Here is a 15,305-nt window from a genome sequence, read left to right on the forward strand (position 1 = left end):
TCCGGCAGGCGTGACGTTCGGAAGAGGCCGTACTTCTCCCGGATGCCATCGACCGCCTGCCGGAGCCGCTCGGGGGCTACAAGTTTCCCGAGGCGACGTCCGCCAGTACCGGCTTTTCCAAAGACAGGTCCGCCACGAGCCGCCGTAACCGAGCGTTCTCGCGCTCCAACTGCTTCATTTTCCTGGCCTGGTCGACTTGGAGGCCGCCGTACTCCTTGCGCCAGCGTGAGTCGCTCTGCTCAGAGATCTCCGCCTCCTCGCACGCCAGCGCCAAGCTTTTGCCTTGTGCCGTCTGCACCTCGATCTGGCGCAGCTTCAGCACGACCTGCTCCCCGCTCGTCTTCCGACCTCGCCGCATGTCCGACGCCTTCGATTCTGGCTGATCCTCTCAATCAGCCCGGTCCAAAGCCAGCCGGTCAGGTCACTGCGCGGGCCGTCGTGCATCTGGTCAGCGCGAAACCTCCCAGCAGGCGGATGAGGCCTACATCGAGACATGCGCCCTCCCAGACGCTCGCCGGGGCGCCGGCATCACAACCGCGCGCGCCGTCCTGGCGGAGACACGGCGGTAACCATTCGGGCGCATGGCCCTCGCAGGAAGCCGCGGAGCCGTCATGACCAGCCACCGACCAACGATGCCCCGCCCGCCGACAGCGTCGCCCCGCATCCTGGAGACGACGATCCTCGCCGCGCGGATCGCCGCACTCGTGGCCTGGGATGCCGGCGCGGCGATGACCCGGGCCGCCGCGGCGCCTGAGTCCCATCCGCCGGTGATCCGGATGCCGCTCGCCGCCTAGAACCGAGCGCGCCCATCGTCCTCCTTGCAGGGCTCGCCGCGATGGGCCCTTTCTCGTGCGCCCTCGGCTTCGACAGCGCGACAGATTTTCCGACGCGGGATGGATTATCGCGCCTCGGCGCACGTCAACATCCTGACATGCCAAACTTGGAAGAATTCTCAGGTTCGCCGGCTCCGACAACTCTGTGCCCCATCGCGGGCGTGACGAGCCGTGCACGGGCCTCGACTCGCCACCGGACGGCGACCGCCCGCCGAAGATCTGCCATCGCGGCCGGCACGGGCTCCGAGATGATGTGAGTCAACTCACAATATAATCTGCGCTCAGGCTCAGATTTTTTCGCTTGCATCGCGCGTTTTTTCTGCCAGAAACGCGAAGCTTATCTTCTGGATTGGGGTTAATACATGCGTATGCTCGCAATCGGCGCAGTTCTCGCCGTTGTCATGCCTCTCGCCGCGCAGGCCCAGGACGCTGGCGACGCCGCGGCCGGCGAGAAGGCGTTCGCCCCCTGCAAGGCATGCCACAACTTCCAGAAGAACGGCGTGGGTCCTGACCTGAAGGGCGTCGTCGGCCGCAAGGCGGGCACCTACGAGGGCTACAACTACTCCGCCGCCCTGAAGAACTCCGGCATCACCTGGGATGAGGCCAACCTGCACGAGTGGCTGAAGAATCCGAAGACGAAGGTGCCCGGCAACAAGATGATCTTCCAGGGCATCGCGGACGACAAGAAGATCAACGACCTCATCGCCTATCTGAAGACCCAATCCTAAGTCGGACAGGTCCCGGACCAAGGATCCGCGCGGTCTCTCGCCGCGCATCCGCTGCGATCGACCCCGCCCGGCCCGGCCGAGCGGGTATTTTCTCGTTGCTTCAGGAGCAGTCTGCAAAAATAGTCTTGGTTTCCCCTCGCGAGAGCTTCCCATCGAGCAGGATGATGTTACTCTAGGCGCAGTCGCTCGGCGTAACGCACCGGGCGTCCTCAACCTTCAGCCCCGCCGGCACCCGCCGCGCGGGGCTTTTTCGCAGCTCAGCGGCCGCTGCCGGAGGACAGGCTCGACCCGACGCTGCCGGAAAGCTGGCTCGGGGTGCCGAGCACGGTGCCGTTCGGATTGGTGTCCAGGTTGGGATCCTGCGTCGCGAGGCCACCGGGCGAGGGGTTCGTCGACTGGGCCGGCTCGAAGGCCTGACGGCCGCCGGCCAGCGGAACGATCACCCGCTCCGGCCGGATGGTGGTCTCGCAGATCCCCTGGCAGATCGGGACCGTAAGGTCGGTCTCCTGGCAGATCGCCCTCATCTCGCCCCGGACGCACGTGCAGCGGCACAGCGCCGAGGCAGGAGCGGGCAGCGCCAGCAGGGCGGCGGCGAGCATGAACAGGCGCATGATGATCGACCTCATTGCCCGCGACTGGGCGATCGGGGCTCGGCGGACCTCATAGCACGACGCGCCCCGGAGCCCGAACGCGCCGGCGCTCCGGGAGGCCAACCCGCGGGCCGGAAAGGCCCGTCGCTCAGCCGGCCGTGACGCGGCGGTAGCTCGCCGCGAAGGCCTCGGCGGCCTCGCGCGTCAGATCGGTCACCACCAGTCCTGCGGTGTAGACGGTCCACCGCCCGTTCTGGTCTTCCGTGATGCAGATTTCGGCCATCGGGCGCCTCCACTCCACGCCACAACAAAGCCGAGCGAACCTGACGAGTTCCTGAACCGCGCCGGACGATCAGGCCTCCGGCGCGCCGTCCTCCCGGAGGATGCGGACGGGCCGGAAGGCGCGCGCCGACACCGCGGCCTCGACCCAGGCGCGGGCCGCCGCGGCCGCGGGGTGATCGGCGAAGGCGGCCGGGCGCGGCGGCCATTCCGACCCGGACTGGACGACGTAGCCGCGCGTGCCCGCGGCGCAGGGGCCGACGTAGCCGAAGACCTTGCCGGTCCCGTCGACGAGGTCGGTGCAGTGGACCGGCCCCTCGGTCCAGCGGAGATCGGGCATCCCCACCCCTCATGGTCTCGCCCCGTAAGCGGTCCCGGACCGCGCACCGCCCGGGCCGGGGCGAGTCGACGCCGGCGCGGACCGCCCCTATACGCGCCCGGCGGCCGGATCGTCATCGGCGCCCTCCGAGCCCGCAGAGGGATCCGGCGTGGCTGACGGGGCGGCAGACGGCTCAGGGGAAGACCCGGCAGACCGCTCGGCGGTGAGCGTGGCGATCGTCGGCCTGGGCTATGTCGGGCTCCCGCTCGCCCTGGCGTTCGGCCGGGGACGGGTCACGATCGGCTACGAGCGCGCCGCCGACAAGGTGGCGGCCTACCGGGCCGGGCACGACCCGGCCGGGGAGATCGACGCGGAGGCGTTCCGGGCCGCCGCGCACCTCGCAATCACCGACGACCCGACCGCGCTGGGCGCGGCGGACGTGATCGTCGTCACGGTTCCGACCCCGGTGGACGCGGCCCAGTGCCCCGATTTCGACCTGCTGATCCGGGCCTCAGACCTCGTCGGCCGGCACATGCGGCCGGGCGCGACCGTGGTGTTCGAGTCCACCGTCTATCCGGGGGCCACCGAAGAGGTCTGCATCCCGGTCCTGGAGCGGGCCTCGGGCCTGCGCTGGAAGACGGATTTCTTCGTCGGCTACTCGCCCGAGCGGATCAACCCGGGCGACCGGGAGCACAGCCTCGCCCGGGTGGTGAAGATCGTCGCCGGCGACACGCCCGAGACCCTGGAGCGGCTCAAGGCCCTCTACGGGTCGATCATCGAGGCGGGGCTCCACGCCGCCTCGTCCATCCGGGTGGCCGAGGCCGCCAAGGTCATCGAGAACACCCAGCGCGACCTGAACATCGCGCTCATGAACGAGCTGTCGCTGATCTTCGACAAGCTCGACCTCGATACGCAGGAGGTCCTCGCGGCGGCGGGGACCAAGTGGAACTTCCTGCCGTTCCGCCCCGGGCTGGTCGGCGGCCACTGCATCGGCGTCGACCCCTATTACCTGACCCACAAGGCCGCGATGATCGGCTACCACCCGCAAGTGATCCTGGCCGGGCGGCGGATCAACGACAGCATGGCGGCCCATGTCGCCCGCAGCACGGTGAAGCGGATCGTCCGGCGCGGCGGGACCGGGCGGCCGCGGGTGATCGTCCTCGGCCTGACCTTTAAGGAAAACTGCGCGGACCTGCGCAACTCGAAGGTCGCCGACCTCGTGCGGGAACTCGAGGAATTCGGCTGCGCCGTGTCGGTCCACGATCCCCGCGCCGGCGCGGCGGAGGCCCGGGCCGAGTACGGCATCGACCTCGTCGACTGGGCCGACCTACCCGCCGCCGCGGACGCCGCGGTGATCGCGGTCCCGCACCGCGACTACGCCCGGCTCGGTCCGGAGGCGATCGCCGCCCGGGTGAAGCCCGGCGGCCTGATCGTGGACGTGAAGGCGCTCTTCGATAAAGCACCGTTCGCGCGGTTGGGCTACGAGGTCTGGCGACTGTGACGGCGACCGCACCGACGCCGGGACAGCGGCGAGACGCCGGGCCATAAAGCGGCAGGAGACGCGGCGAGAGGCGCGGCGAGAAACGCCACACGACCCGCGATCATCGGGACGACGAGGGAACAGGCCATGGACGAGAAGGGGGCCGAGACGGGCCACGAGAACCGGCCACCCGCGCCCAGCGACGCGGCAGCGCTCGCGGAGCGGCACGCCCGCTACCCCGACGCGCAGATCCGCACGATCCTGAACGGCACGCGCACGATCGCGCTGGTGGGCGCTTCGGCGAACCCGGCGCGCCCGAGCTGGATCGTCCTGAAATACCTGCTCGACCGGGGCTACGCGGTGACGCCGGTCAATCCCGGCCTTGCCGGCCAGGATCTGCTCGGGCGCCGGGTGGCCGCCTCCTTGGCCGAGGTCCAGGCCGGGCTGGGCGACCAGCCGATCGACATGGTCGAGATCTTCCGCAACTCCGCCGCCGCCGGGCCGCTGGTCGACGAGGCGCTGGCGCTGACGCCGCCGCCGAAGGCGATCTGGATGCAGCTCGGCGTGCGCGACGACGCGGCCGCCGCCCGGGCCGAGGCGCGCGGACTGACGGTGATCATGAACCGCTGCCCCAAGATCGAGTACGGCCGGCTCTCCGGCGAGATCGGCTGGACCGGCGTGAATTCCCGGATCCTCAGCGCCCGGAAACCGGTGCTGGCGGCCAAGGGCGTCCAGAAGCTGACCATCGCGGAGCGTGGCCGGCGCTCCGACGGCTAGCGGTATTCTGATACCTCAACCATCAAACCATTGATCGGAATAGATTTTTCGGGATCGCGCACTTCTCTATTGACCCGGCATCCGGGGCGGTCTATGCACCCGGCACCGCCGCCGCGTGTGCTCCACGCGGCGGCTCGTTTTTCGGCACCCCGATGTCCGCGGATCCCGACGCGTCGGGGTCCGGTCCGTCGGAACCCCTGGGATTTGGCTATGAAGACCACCTCGCTGAAGCCCGCCGAGGTCGACAAGAAGTGGATCGTGATCGACGCGGAGGGCCTCGTCGTCGGCCGCCTCGCGTCGATCGTGGCGATGCGCCTGCGCGGCAAGCACAAGGCCGCCTACACGCCCCACGTCGATTGCGGCGACAACGTCATCGTCATCAACGCCGAGAAGGTGAAGTTCACCGGGCGTAAGTACAATCAGAAGAGCTATTTCTACCACACCGGCTATCCGGGCGGCATCAAGGAGCGGACTGCCAAGTTCATCCTCGAGGGCCGGTTCCCCGAGCGCGTGGTGGAGAAGGCCGTGGAGCGCATGCTGCCGCGCGGCCCGCTCTTCCGCCAGATCCTCGGCAATCTCCGCGTCTACAAGGGCACCGAGCACCCGCATGAGGCCCAGCAGCCGCAGGCGCTCGACGTCGGCGCCCTCAACCGCAAGAACGTGAGCGCTTGATCATGGCGACCCTGCAGTCCCTCGCCGACCTCAACCGGTCGAACACCGGCGCGGTCGACCCCGCCAACGAGGCCCCCGTCCACGTCCAGAAGCTGGACGCGCAGGGCCGCGCCTACGCCACCGGCAAGCGCAAGGACGCGGTCGCCCGCGTCTGGATCAAGCCCGGCAGCGGCACGGTGACGATCAACAAGCGCCCGGTGGAGACCTACTTCGCCCGTCCGGTGCTGCGCATGATCCTGCGCCAGCCGCTGGAGATCGCCGGCCGCGTCGACCAGTACGACATCACCGTCACGGTGGCGGGCGGCGGCCTCTCCGGCCAGGCCGGCGCGGTGCGCCACGGCCTGTCGAAGGCCCTGACCTACTACGAGCCGGAGCTGCGCGCCCCGCTGAAGCGTGAGGGCTTCCTCACCCGCGACGCCCGCGTGGTCGAGCGCAAGAAGTACGGCCGCAAGAAGGCCCGCCGCAGCTTCCAGTTCTCGAAGCGCTGATACCCGGTCACACCGGTGTCACGGAGAGGGCGGTTCCTGCGGGAGCCGCCCTTTCGCGTTTTCACGCCGCTGCATGGTCGTTGACAGCCTGTCGCACCGCGCGCACCTGATTCCCGGCCGCGGTGCCCGACTCGGGCGGCGAGGCATTTTTCTAGAGAGCGAGACGAGCGATGTCTGGCGCAGGCGCGACGAAGCCCACCGTGTTCATCGACGGAGAGGCCGGCACGACCGGTCTCGGCATCCGCGAGCGCCTGGAGCGCGACGGGCGGGTCGCCCTGCGCAGCATCGCCCCGGAGCACCGCAAGGATCCGGCGGCCAAGCGCGCGCTGCTTGCCGAGGTCGACCTCGTCGTGCTCTGCCTGCCGGACGAGGCCGCCAAGGAGACTGCGGCGCTGGCCGACAGCCTGCCCGGCGGCGGCCCGCGCGTCCTCGATGCCAGCACCGCCCACCGGGTCGCGGAGGGCTGGACCTACGGCTTCCCGGAGCTGACCCGGGAGCAGGGCGCGGCGGTGGCCCGCGCCCGGCGAGTCGCCAATCCGGGCTGCTACCCGACCGGCGGCGTCGCGCTCCTGCGCCCGCTGGTGGAGGGCGGCCTGATTCCGGCCGACCACCCGATCAGCGTCAACGCGGTCAGCGGCTACAGCGGCGGCGGCAAGAGCATGATCGAGGCCTACGAGCAGGGCACGGCGCCGCCGTTCCAGCTCTACGGCCTCGGCTTCGCCCACAAGCACCTGCCGGAATTGCAGCGCTACAGCGGGCTCACCCGGCGGCCGATCTTTGTGCCATCGGTGGGCAACTTCCGGCAGGGCATGCTGGTGAGCGTGCCGCTCCACCTCGAGACGCTGCCGGGCCGGCCCACGGCCTCCGACCTCGAGGCGGCCCTGCGCGACTGGTACGCCGGTCAGAGGCTGGTGGAGGTGGTGCCGGGCGCCGGAACCGGCGCGCACCGCGAGAAGATCGAGCCGGAGGATCTCAACGACACCGACCGGCTGGAGCTGCGCGTGTTCGGCTCGGCCGAGCACGGGCAGGCGGTGCTGGTGGCGCGCCTCGACAATCTCGGCAAGGGCGCCTCCGGGGCGGCCGTGCAGAATCTCGGGCTGATGCTCGGACTCGACGACTAGCCGACGGGCACGCCCCGTCGCCCTGCGACGGGGTCACGGGACACGCGACCGCCTCGACAGAGTGGGCTCGGCCGGCGAAGAGAGGGGCTCGGGGCGCGGGCCCCGGACCGCTCCCTGCGCAGCGCGAGACGCGATGAACGGCGACCTGATCGATGCGGCGTTCGGCCGGCCCTGGCTCGGCGCGGCACCCGCGGCCGGCGAGACCGACCGCCCGGCGGGCCCCCCGAGCTTCCAGGTCGATCTCGGCTTCCGCTGCCCGGTCCGCCGGGTCGAGCTCGCGGCGGCCTGCGCGGCGCCGCCGCGCCTCGCCCTCTCCGACGACGGGCAGGTCTGGCGCGAGCCCGATCTCGACGCGGCCCGGAGCGGGCCCGCGGCCCTGGTGCTCGCTACTGGGGAGGGCGCCTGGGCGCGCCATATCCGCGTCGCCCCGGACGGTGCCGCCGCAGGCGAGCCGCCGGCGGTGCAGGTGCTGTGCGACCGGGCGGATTTCGACCTCATCGCCCTGCGGCGCGTGCTCGACGTGCCCTTCGACATGGCCGACGAGCGGCCCGGCGCGAACGTTTACGTCTCCTACCGCCTCGTCAGCGCCGAGCGGCCGCGCTCCCGCGCCCTGGTCGGGCTCGCGCTCTACGAGTGCGGCGCCTTCGGCAACTGCCTGATCCAGCTGCTGCTCGCCATCGGCATCGCCCGCAACCTGAACCTGAAATACATCAAACTCCCGGCCGCCGACCGGAGCGAGGTGATCGGCCTGACAGGCCCGCTGACCTGTGGCGGCCTCACCTTCATCCCCGGCTCGGAGCCGCTGCCGGAGGCGGGCGCCTTCCTGTCGGGGATGTACTTCGACCTCGGGATCCAGCAGCTCGCCGGCACCCTCGGCCCCGACGAGACCCGGGACATCGTGCGGACCTGCATCCGGCCGCTGTTCAACCGGCTGCCGGCGGAGATCCCCGCCAAGCCCGACGACGAGCTGCTGATCCACATCCGCTCGGGGGACATCTTCAGCACCTGGGTGGCGCCGACCTACCCGCAGCCGCCGCTCGCCTTCTACCAGATGGTGATCCGGCGGCTCCTGGCGGAGGGCCGCATCGCCCGGATCAAGATGGTGTTCGAGAACCGGCTGAACCCGGTGATCCCGGTGCTGGAAGCGTGGATCGCCGAGATCGGCGTGCCCCTGACGACCCAGAGCGGCACCCTGATCGACGACGTCGCGGCGCTGATGAACGGGCGCTACCTCGTCTTCGGCCTCGGCACGTTCGGGCCGGGGGTCTGCCAGCTCTCCGAGCACGTCGAGCAGGTCTACTACTTCGCCTCGGGCTGGCCGCAGCATTTCAAGAGCATCCCGACCATCGGGCGGGTCGTCGAGGTGCTAGACGTCGCCGGCGGCTACACGAAGGTCGGCGAGTGGGACAACTCACCCGAGCGCCGCGCGCTGATGCTCGCGTATCCGGCCGAGAACCTCGCCTTCGACGACGCCTGAGCCCGGCCGTGCCGCCTTGCCGAAGCCGGCAAAACCGGTGACAAGCCCTCGAGCCACCGCCGGAGGACAGACTTGGCCAGCGCTGACCCATCCCCGGAAGCCCTGTGCGTCAACGCCTTCGACATGCACCGGGCCGAGGTGCTGATGCGGCTGCGGCGGCGGCTCCGGCCGCGCCACACCACCTTGGTCAGCTTCGCCGCCAAGTACCACTACGTCGAGAGCCAGCGCCGGCTGGTGGCCTCGGCCGCCGCCACGGGCGATTTCGACACGATCGAGAGCTGGTCCCCCGACCGGCTGCGCGAGACGCCGTTCTACCGGGAGCACCGCGCGATCCTCGACCGGTCCCGGGGCGCCGGCAACTGGGCCTGGAAGCCCTACGTCATCGCCGAGGCGCTGGAGAAGCGCCGCGACGGCGACTTCATCATCTTCAGCGACACCGGCATGCAGGCGGTCGGCGACGACCCGCTGCCGCCGGTGGCGCCGCTGCTCACCTGGCTCGACGGCTCGCAGCACCGGGTCGCGGTGGGCGTGCTGCACGGGAGGCCCCAGCGGGCCTGGACCAAGCGCGACTGCTTCGTGCTGATGGACTGCGACGCGGCGCGCTACTGGGACGCCGACCAGATCCAGGCCTCCTGGATCGCCTTCATGGTGAGCCCCGCCACCCGCCGGCTCGTGGCCGAGTGGCTGCGCTACGCAGGCGATCCGCGGGTCGTCACCGACATCCCGAACCAGATGGGGCTGCCGGATCTCGAGGGTTTCATCGACCACCGCTTCGACCAGAGCATCCTGTCGAACCTGATCTACAAGCTCGACCTGGAGATCCCGCCGCTGCGCCAGCCGTCCAAGCAGATCCGGACGCTGATCGACGAGCTGGAGATGGACACGCTGGTGGCGATGCGGCCCTCCGAGAACATCGCGCTGGGCAAGACCTGGACGGCGAGCTCTGCCTCGCCCTGGTCGGGCACGACCGGCACCTACGGCGCGCGCACCACCGGCGACCCGTCGTTCTTCTTCCACACCGGGCTCGACCGGAACCCCTGGTTCGTCCTCGATCTCGGCGCGGTCGAGCGGGTCTCGGAGATCCGGATCTACAACCGCTGGGGGCAGCTCAGCGAGCGGGCGCAGCTGATGCGGGTCTGGCTGGGCGAGACCGAGGGCGACTACCGCCTCGTCTTCGATGCCGTGGACGCCCATTGCCATCCCGGCCTGCCCCTCCACCTGCGGTTCGATAACGCGCGGTTCCGCTACCTCAAGATCGATCTCGACGAGGAGCAGCACCTGCACCTCGACGGGATCGAGATCTTCGCGGCGCGCTGACGCCGCCCCGGATCGCGACGGCATGAGCACGCCGATGCAGGACAAGCCGCTGTTCCCGTTCGGGCCGATCCTCTTCTTCGGCGATTCGGTCACGGCGGAGCTGGTGGCCGGGACACCGCCGCTCTTCTCCGGCCCCCAGACGGTCGCGCGCGGAATTGCCGGGCAGTCGACCCGGGACATGGGACGCCGGCTTCGCTCCGACATAGCCCTCTACGGAGCCCGCGGCCTTCACCTCATCGGCGGCCGCGACGACATCCTCAGCGGCAAGTCCGTGCCGTCGCTGGACAGCATCGTGGCCGACTTCGCCGCCATGCTGCGGGACGCGCGCGACCTCTACGTGCGGACCTGGGTCGGCTCGATACCGCCGGTGGATCCGGCCGCGCCGGCCGCGGACGGCCTGCCCATCCCGCTCATCGGGCAGGTCAACGCGTGGCTGCGCGACCACGTGCAGGCGTACGGCGCGCAGTTCATCGATTACGACGCCGTCCTGGCCACCGGGACGGGCGCGCTCAGGCCCGCTCTCAGCGACGACGGCGTCCGGCTCAACGCCGCCGGCTACGCGGCGCTCAGGGACGCGATGATGGCGGCTCTGACCGCCCCGGGCGTCGAGCAGATCTGGCCGCCGCCCGAGAGCGAGGACGCCGCGCGCCGGCGCAAGTTCCTGCACCATTTCGGCTACCTCGACTCGAACACGCGCTATCCGAGCCCGTTCATCCAGTTCGCCGGCAAGCCGGGGGCGAGCCATTACGGCGTCCCGTTCGACGCGGACGGCTTCCTGAACGCCGTCCCGATCGGCGCGCGCAAGCCGGAGGGCGAGACCCGGATCCTGGTCGTCGGCGACTCGACCACGATCGACGGCGGCGACATCGCCAACACCCTGCCGGGCCGTATCGAGCGGATTCTGCGCGCCGACGGCCTGGAGAGCGCGAAGATCTACAATTTCGGAGTGATGTCGAGCTGCCTCACGCAGATGACGCACCTGATCTGGTCGCGCCTGGTGACCTACAGCCCCGACGCGATCCTTGTGCTGAGCGGCAGCACCGACCTGTTCCAGCCCTGGACCTACGATCCCCGGCCGGGCCACCCCTACAACGCCTTCATCACCCAGCGGCTCTACGACCACTTCTTCGACACGCACGATCCCCGCGCCCGCGAGGACGGCCTATCCTACGAGGCGCTGATCACGCTGATCTACGAGGAGCTGAAGCGGCTACGGGTCGAGGTGGGCTGGCAGAGCCCCGGCTGGGAGGACGCGATCGTCCACCATTACGAGCTGGCGGCGCACCGGCTGACCAAGCTGTCGCACGACCACGGGGTGCCGATCGTCAGCGTCCTGCAGCCGACGATCCTGCGCAAGCGCCACCTCACCGAGGTGGAAAGCGGCGTCGCCTCGGGGGCGTTCCTGGCCTATCTCGACCGTCAGTACGCCAAGCTGGAGGTGTTCACCGCGCAGCTCGCGGCGCGGCGCCCGTACCGGCGCACCTTCACGGCCCTCGACCTCAGCGGGATCTTCCGCGACCGGGAGGAGGGGACCTTCTACGACATCGTCCACTACGACGATCCCGCCCGCGAGATCGTCGCGACGCGGCTCGCCGCCGAGATCCGCGGCGCCCTGGACCGGGCCCAGAGGCGGACGCCCCTCGCGCGGGTACGGCGTCTCCTCAGCGGTCGGCCGCAGTAGGACCGCGTCCAAGGGCATCGCAGCGCGGTCGCGGCGCCGAGCTTGGCGCGGGTTCCCTCTCCCGTGCGGGAGAGGGACAGGGTGAGGGGCGAGAACTTTCCGGAAAGAACCGATCCCTCACCCCAACCCTCTCCCGAACGGGAGAGGGAGAGCGTCGCGCCCCGCCCGCGATCAGCCCCGCTCAGCCGCCCGCTTGACCCGGTGGGTGAAGATCACCGACAGCCAGGGCACGACCTCGTGCTCGACCTCGATGGAGAGCAGCACCTCGAGGTGGAGCGCGTAAGGCAGGGTGAAGCGGAAGCCGCAGCGGGCCTCCTCCATCGTGGTGGGCATGTCGCCCAGCACCGCGGCGATCACATCCGGCCGGTGGACGTCCACGGGGATGCGCTGGACCTCGCCGTCGGCCTCCACGATCAGCGTCGCCTTTGCGCGACTCGCCGAGACGACCCAGCCGGCCAGAACCACCTGCCCGTCCCGGATCTCGGCCCAGACCCGGTCCTGGGGGGACTCCAGGTTCGCACGGGCGAAGGAATCCGGCAGCTCGCCGTCGAGCTCGGCCACCGTGCAGCCGACCTCGTACTTCTCGAAGCCGCGCCCCTCGCCGAAGATGCCGGCGAACTCCTTCTGGTACTGGGCGATCCGGGCGTTCTTGATGTCCTCCGGCAGGCCCGACCACTGCCCCTTCTCCTGGACCGTGTAGACCGAGAGCAGCTCCCGCAGGAACGCGATCCGGCCCTTGTCGGCGACGTAGAGGTTCATCAGCCAGTCGGCCGCCGAGGCGTTCGCGTAGTAGGCCTCCGGCACCCGGCGCAGGGCCTCGGCGCGGTAGAAACAGCAGGAGAAGTTGGCGGTGAGCGGCGCGTTGGCCAGGACCGGGAAGCTGATCGGGCCGGTCGGATAGCGGCCCTGCTCGTCGTGCGGGACGTAGGAGCCGGTCGCCGGGTAGTGGAGCAGCACCCAGTTGAAGCACATGTCCAGCTTGCGGTCGTTGCGCAGCATCCGCATCTGCATGGCGACCTTGCGATCCGACAGCCAGTAATCGTCCGCCTCGCAGAAGGCGATGTACCGGCCCGTGCAGGCGGCGAGGCAATCCTGCATGTTGCGCAGCATGCCGAGGTTCTGCGGCCGGGGCCGCACCGCGATCCGCTCCGGGTCGCGTGCCCGGTAGCGCTCGACGATCGCGGCAGTGCCGTCGGTGGACTTGTCGTCGCCGATCACGACCTGCAGCCGGAACAGGCCGCGCTGGCCCAGCACCGCGTCGAGGCAGCGGCCGATATCGGCGGCGTGGTTGTAGGCCGTGACGATGACGCTGACGGTCAGCTGCTCCAGCAGCCACGCGCGCAGGGCCTCCGGCTCTCCTGAAAGGTCATCCGGCGCGTCGAGGCCCATGTCGCTCAAGGCGTCCCGGGCGATGTCGGGATTGGCCTCGATCAGGCGCCCGAGGCTCGGCACGTCCTCCTCGTCGAGGTAGGCCTCGGCCAGCCTCCGGAAGATCGACTTCTGCGCGGCCTCGTAGCCCGCCGCGTAGCGGCCGCCGAAATGGCCGCGCAGCTTGCGGAAGAACGCGATCTCGGAATTGCCGAGCTTCTTGTGGCGGGCGAGTTCGGTGGCGTAGGTCGCCCACATCCCGGCGGCGTGCTTGCGGTAGACCGCCATCACCTCCGGCAGGAAGCCGACGCGCCCGACCTCGGCATGCATCAGATGGACGTACCAGTCGCCAGGGGCGATGCCCTCGTCGAACACGAACGCCTCCTCGCCGTGGTAGCGCCAACGGTAGAGCACGCTGTTGGTCTGGACGAAGTTGTGCGCCACGAGGTCCGACAGCGACGGCTGCGGGCTGCACTGCTTCGGGTACAGCTCGTCGACCCCCGGCATGTCCTCGTAGACGACGCGCACCCGGTGGAAGCAGAGGGTGAATTCCGGGCGCGCCCGCAGGAAGTCGACCTGCCGCTGGAGCTTGCGCGGGTCGGTCCAGTAATCGTCGCCCTCGCAGATCGCCACGAACTCGCCGCGGGCACGGGCCGTGAGGTCGGCGAAGTTCCGGTTCGGCCCGAGATTCTCGCTGCGCAGGACTGCCACGAGGTTGGGGTGGCGCGCGGCGTACTCGGCGATGATCTCGGCGGTCCCGTCCGTGGAGTGGTCGTCGCCGACCAGCAGCTCGAAGGGGAAATCCGTGGCCTGGCCGAGGATGCTCTCCAGCGTCTGCCGGATGAAGGCCGCCTGGTTGTAGCTGATGCACAGGACCGAGACGACCGGCCGGTTCCAGGCCGGCGCGGGCTGGGTCTCGGCGCGCGCCCGGATCCAGGCCGCGAAGGGATTGACGAAGCTGCCGTCGAAGGTCTCGTCCGGCGGCGCGGTGAAGTCGGCCCGGGGCCGGCGCCCGAGCCGGGCGCCGTACTTCACGTAGTGCTCGAGGGGCGACAGGTCGGTCAGGCCGACATCGGGATAGCGCGTCGCGTAGCCGATATGGTCGAACAGGCCGCTGGCGTAGATCGTGGCGAAGTCGTCCTGCCACGGCTCGAGCGCGGGCGGAGCCGCGGTCGAGCCCGGCGCGCTCGCGCCTGCACCGTCCTGCATCGGTCTGATCCCTCGCACGCGCCCCGTCCGGCCGCTCCCTAGATCACGGGACGGGGAGGGTCAACGCGGCCGATAGAGACGATCGCGAAGTCTATCGGCCGTTCTTCTGAATTTATACTTGCCGCGATCGATTACGGAGCGGGTAAAGACCTTCGAGACCGGTCATCCCGCTGCGCGCCCGCGCCGTCGAGCTCCCTCACAGCGTCGAGGGCAGGCGCGCCTCCTCCGACCCGTGATTGTAGTAGTGCATCATCGGATCGGCCCCGGCATTGGCGACGTCGTCGTTGCAGGCGAGGTAGAACTGGCGGTCGAACAGGCCGGATGTCTCGAGCCACGCGAGCATCGTCTGCTCGGGCACGACCGGGGCGCGGTCCGGGGTGGCCTCGGCGGCTTCCCGGTAGAGGTGGGCGAACCGGGCGATCCGGGCCGAGACCTCCTTGGCGGCGGGGCGGCGCACCGACGAGGCGACGACGCTCGACTGCTCGCCGGGACGCCGGCGCTGGAGATCCGCCTCGGCGAGACGCACCAGCCGGGCCAGCTCGCCCTGCGCTTCCTTGAGCCGCGCCTGGGTCTCGGCGAGTTCCGCCCGCAGCGCCTCTACGTCCTCGGCCAAGGTCGGCTCCGTCTCAGTCGCGGGGCCCGACGGGTCTCGGGCACGCGGCCGCCGGCGGGAGGCCGGCGCGACTGGGCGCCCCTGTCGGGTCGAGGCCGGCTGTACGATCGGCCCCCGGACCGGTCAACCCTGCAGCCCGAGCGCGCGGGCCGTCCGGCGCGGCGGTCACGCCGCCAGCCCGACGGCCTCCTCGGACTCCGCGTCGGCCTCGTCCTCAAGACGCGGGAGCCGCCGGCCGACCACCAGCAGGAGGAGGGCGGGGACGACGACGATCAGGGCGATGCCGAGGATCCCGACATGCCCGATGAGCCGTCCGTAGAAGCCGCCGGTGACGCCGTCGTGCCAGGAGATCA

15 protein-coding genes and 1 pseudogene are annotated in these 15,305 nt (G+C 70.3%); 10 read left to right on the top strand and 6 right to left on the bottom strand.

The window, feature by feature from the left end:
• Positions 1-358 (bottom strand): annotated as a pseudogene (locus tag ACLBYG_RS28950) (transposase); the annotation flags it as partial.
• Between the two features lie 253 nt (positions 359-611).
• On the opposite strand from ACLBYG_RS28950, the gene ACLBYG_RS28955 reads away from it, so the two are divergent.
• Together ACLBYG_RS28955 and ACLBYG_RS28960 are read left to right on the top strand one after the other, a co-directional pair.
• Positions 612-794, top strand: a complete 183-nt coding sequence (locus tag ACLBYG_RS28955) for a hypothetical protein (protein ID WP_100253569.1) — start codon at positions 612-614, stop codon at positions 792-794.
• Positions 795-1,195: 401 nt separating this feature from the next.
• Positions 1,196-1,561 carry a c-type cytochrome gene (locus ACLBYG_RS28960; RefSeq protein ID WP_029360307.1) on the top strand — a complete coding sequence of 122 codons (366 nt, stop codon included), beginning with the start codon at positions 1,196-1,198 and terminating at the stop codon, positions 1,559-1,561.
• Between the two features lie 257 nt (positions 1,562-1,818).
• On the opposite strand, the gene ACLBYG_RS28965 is transcribed toward ACLBYG_RS28960, so the two are convergent.
• The 3 genes from ACLBYG_RS28965 to ACLBYG_RS28975 form a co-directional block, all read right to left on the bottom strand.
• Positions 1,819-2,172 (bottom strand): hypothetical protein, encoded by a 354-nt coding sequence (locus tag ACLBYG_RS28965; RefSeq protein ID WP_244492064.1) that lies wholly within the window; start codon positions 2,170-2,172, stop codon positions 1,819-1,821.
• A gap of 127 nt (positions 2,173-2,299) precedes the next feature.
• Entirely contained in the window at positions 2,300-2,434 is a 135-nt protein-coding gene (locus tag ACLBYG_RS28970) for a hypothetical protein (protein WP_020096204.1), read from the bottom strand.
• 69 nt (positions 2,435-2,503) lie between these two features.
• Complete coding sequence (locus tag ACLBYG_RS28975; RefSeq protein WP_091981712.1) at positions 2,504-2,770, bottom strand: hypothetical protein; 267 nt, start codon at positions 2,768-2,770, stop codon at positions 2,504-2,506.
• A 208-nt stretch (positions 2,771-2,978) separates the two neighbouring features.
• On the opposite strand from ACLBYG_RS28975, the gene ACLBYG_RS28980 reads away from it, so the two are divergent.
• From ACLBYG_RS28980 to ACLBYG_RS29015, 8 genes are all read left to right on the top strand, one after another.
• Entirely contained in the window at positions 2,979-4,250 is a 1,272-nt protein-coding gene (locus ACLBYG_RS28980; protein WP_244535037.1) for a nucleotide sugar dehydrogenase, read from the top strand.
• 126 nt (positions 4,251-4,376) lie between these two features.
• Positions 4,377-5,006 (top strand): CoA-binding protein, encoded by a 630-nt coding sequence (locus ACLBYG_RS28985; protein ID WP_447683764.1) that lies wholly within the window; start codon positions 4,377-4,379, stop codon positions 5,004-5,006.
• Positions 5,007-5,216: 210 nt separating this feature from the next.
• Positions 5,217-5,678: a 50S ribosomal protein L13 gene (gene rplM / locus ACLBYG_RS28990; protein WP_012318175.1), complete on the top strand. Its 462-nt coding sequence runs from the start codon at positions 5,217-5,219 to the stop codon at positions 5,676-5,678.
• A 2-nt stretch (positions 5,679-5,680) separates the two neighbouring features.
• The gene (gene rpsI / locus ACLBYG_RS28995) at positions 5,681-6,166 is read left to right on the top strand and encodes a 30S ribosomal protein S9 (RefSeq protein ID WP_042671562.1); all 486 of its coding nucleotides are present in this window, start codon (positions 5,681-5,683) and stop codon (positions 6,164-6,166) included.
• A 170-nt stretch (positions 6,167-6,336) separates the two neighbouring features.
• Complete coding sequence (gene argC, locus ACLBYG_RS29000) at positions 6,337-7,287, top strand: N-acetyl-gamma-glutamyl-phosphate reductase (RefSeq protein WP_447683765.1); 951 nt, start codon at positions 6,337-6,339, stop codon at positions 7,285-7,287.
• Positions 7,288-7,420: 133 nt separating this feature from the next.
• Entirely contained in the window at positions 7,421-8,764 is a 1,344-nt protein-coding gene (locus tag ACLBYG_RS29005; protein WP_447683766.1) for a coagulation factor 5 8 type domain-containing protein, read from the top strand.
• A gap of 72 nt (positions 8,765-8,836) precedes the next feature.
• Positions 8,837-10,081 carry a hypothetical protein gene (locus tag ACLBYG_RS29010; RefSeq protein ID WP_447683767.1) on the top strand — a complete coding sequence of 415 codons (1,245 nt, stop codon included), beginning with the start codon at positions 8,837-8,839 and terminating at the stop codon, positions 10,079-10,081.
• A 22-nt stretch (positions 10,082-10,103) separates the two neighbouring features.
• Positions 10,104-11,762 (top strand): GDSL-type esterase/lipase family protein, encoded by a 1,659-nt coding sequence (locus ACLBYG_RS29015; RefSeq protein WP_447683768.1) that lies wholly within the window; start codon positions 10,104-10,106, stop codon positions 11,760-11,762.
• A gap of 171 nt (positions 11,763-11,933) precedes the next feature.
• Here the strand turns inward: ACLBYG_RS29015 and ACLBYG_RS29020 are convergent, their stop codons facing one another.
• Together ACLBYG_RS29020 and ACLBYG_RS29025 are read right to left on the bottom strand one after the other, a co-directional pair.
• Positions 11,934-14,339, bottom strand: coding sequence for a glycosyltransferase family 2 protein (locus tag ACLBYG_RS29020; RefSeq protein ID WP_447683769.1), 2,406 nt, complete (start codon positions 14,337-14,339; stop codon positions 11,934-11,936).
• Between the two features lie 196 nt (positions 14,340-14,535).
• Positions 14,536-14,952, bottom strand: coding sequence for a hypothetical protein (locus ACLBYG_RS29025; RefSeq protein WP_447683770.1), 417 nt, complete (start codon positions 14,950-14,952; stop codon positions 14,536-14,538).
• Positions 14,953-15,305 lie beyond the last annotated feature (353 nt).

It is taken from the genome of Methylobacterium sp. D53M (genome assembly GCF_053345625.1).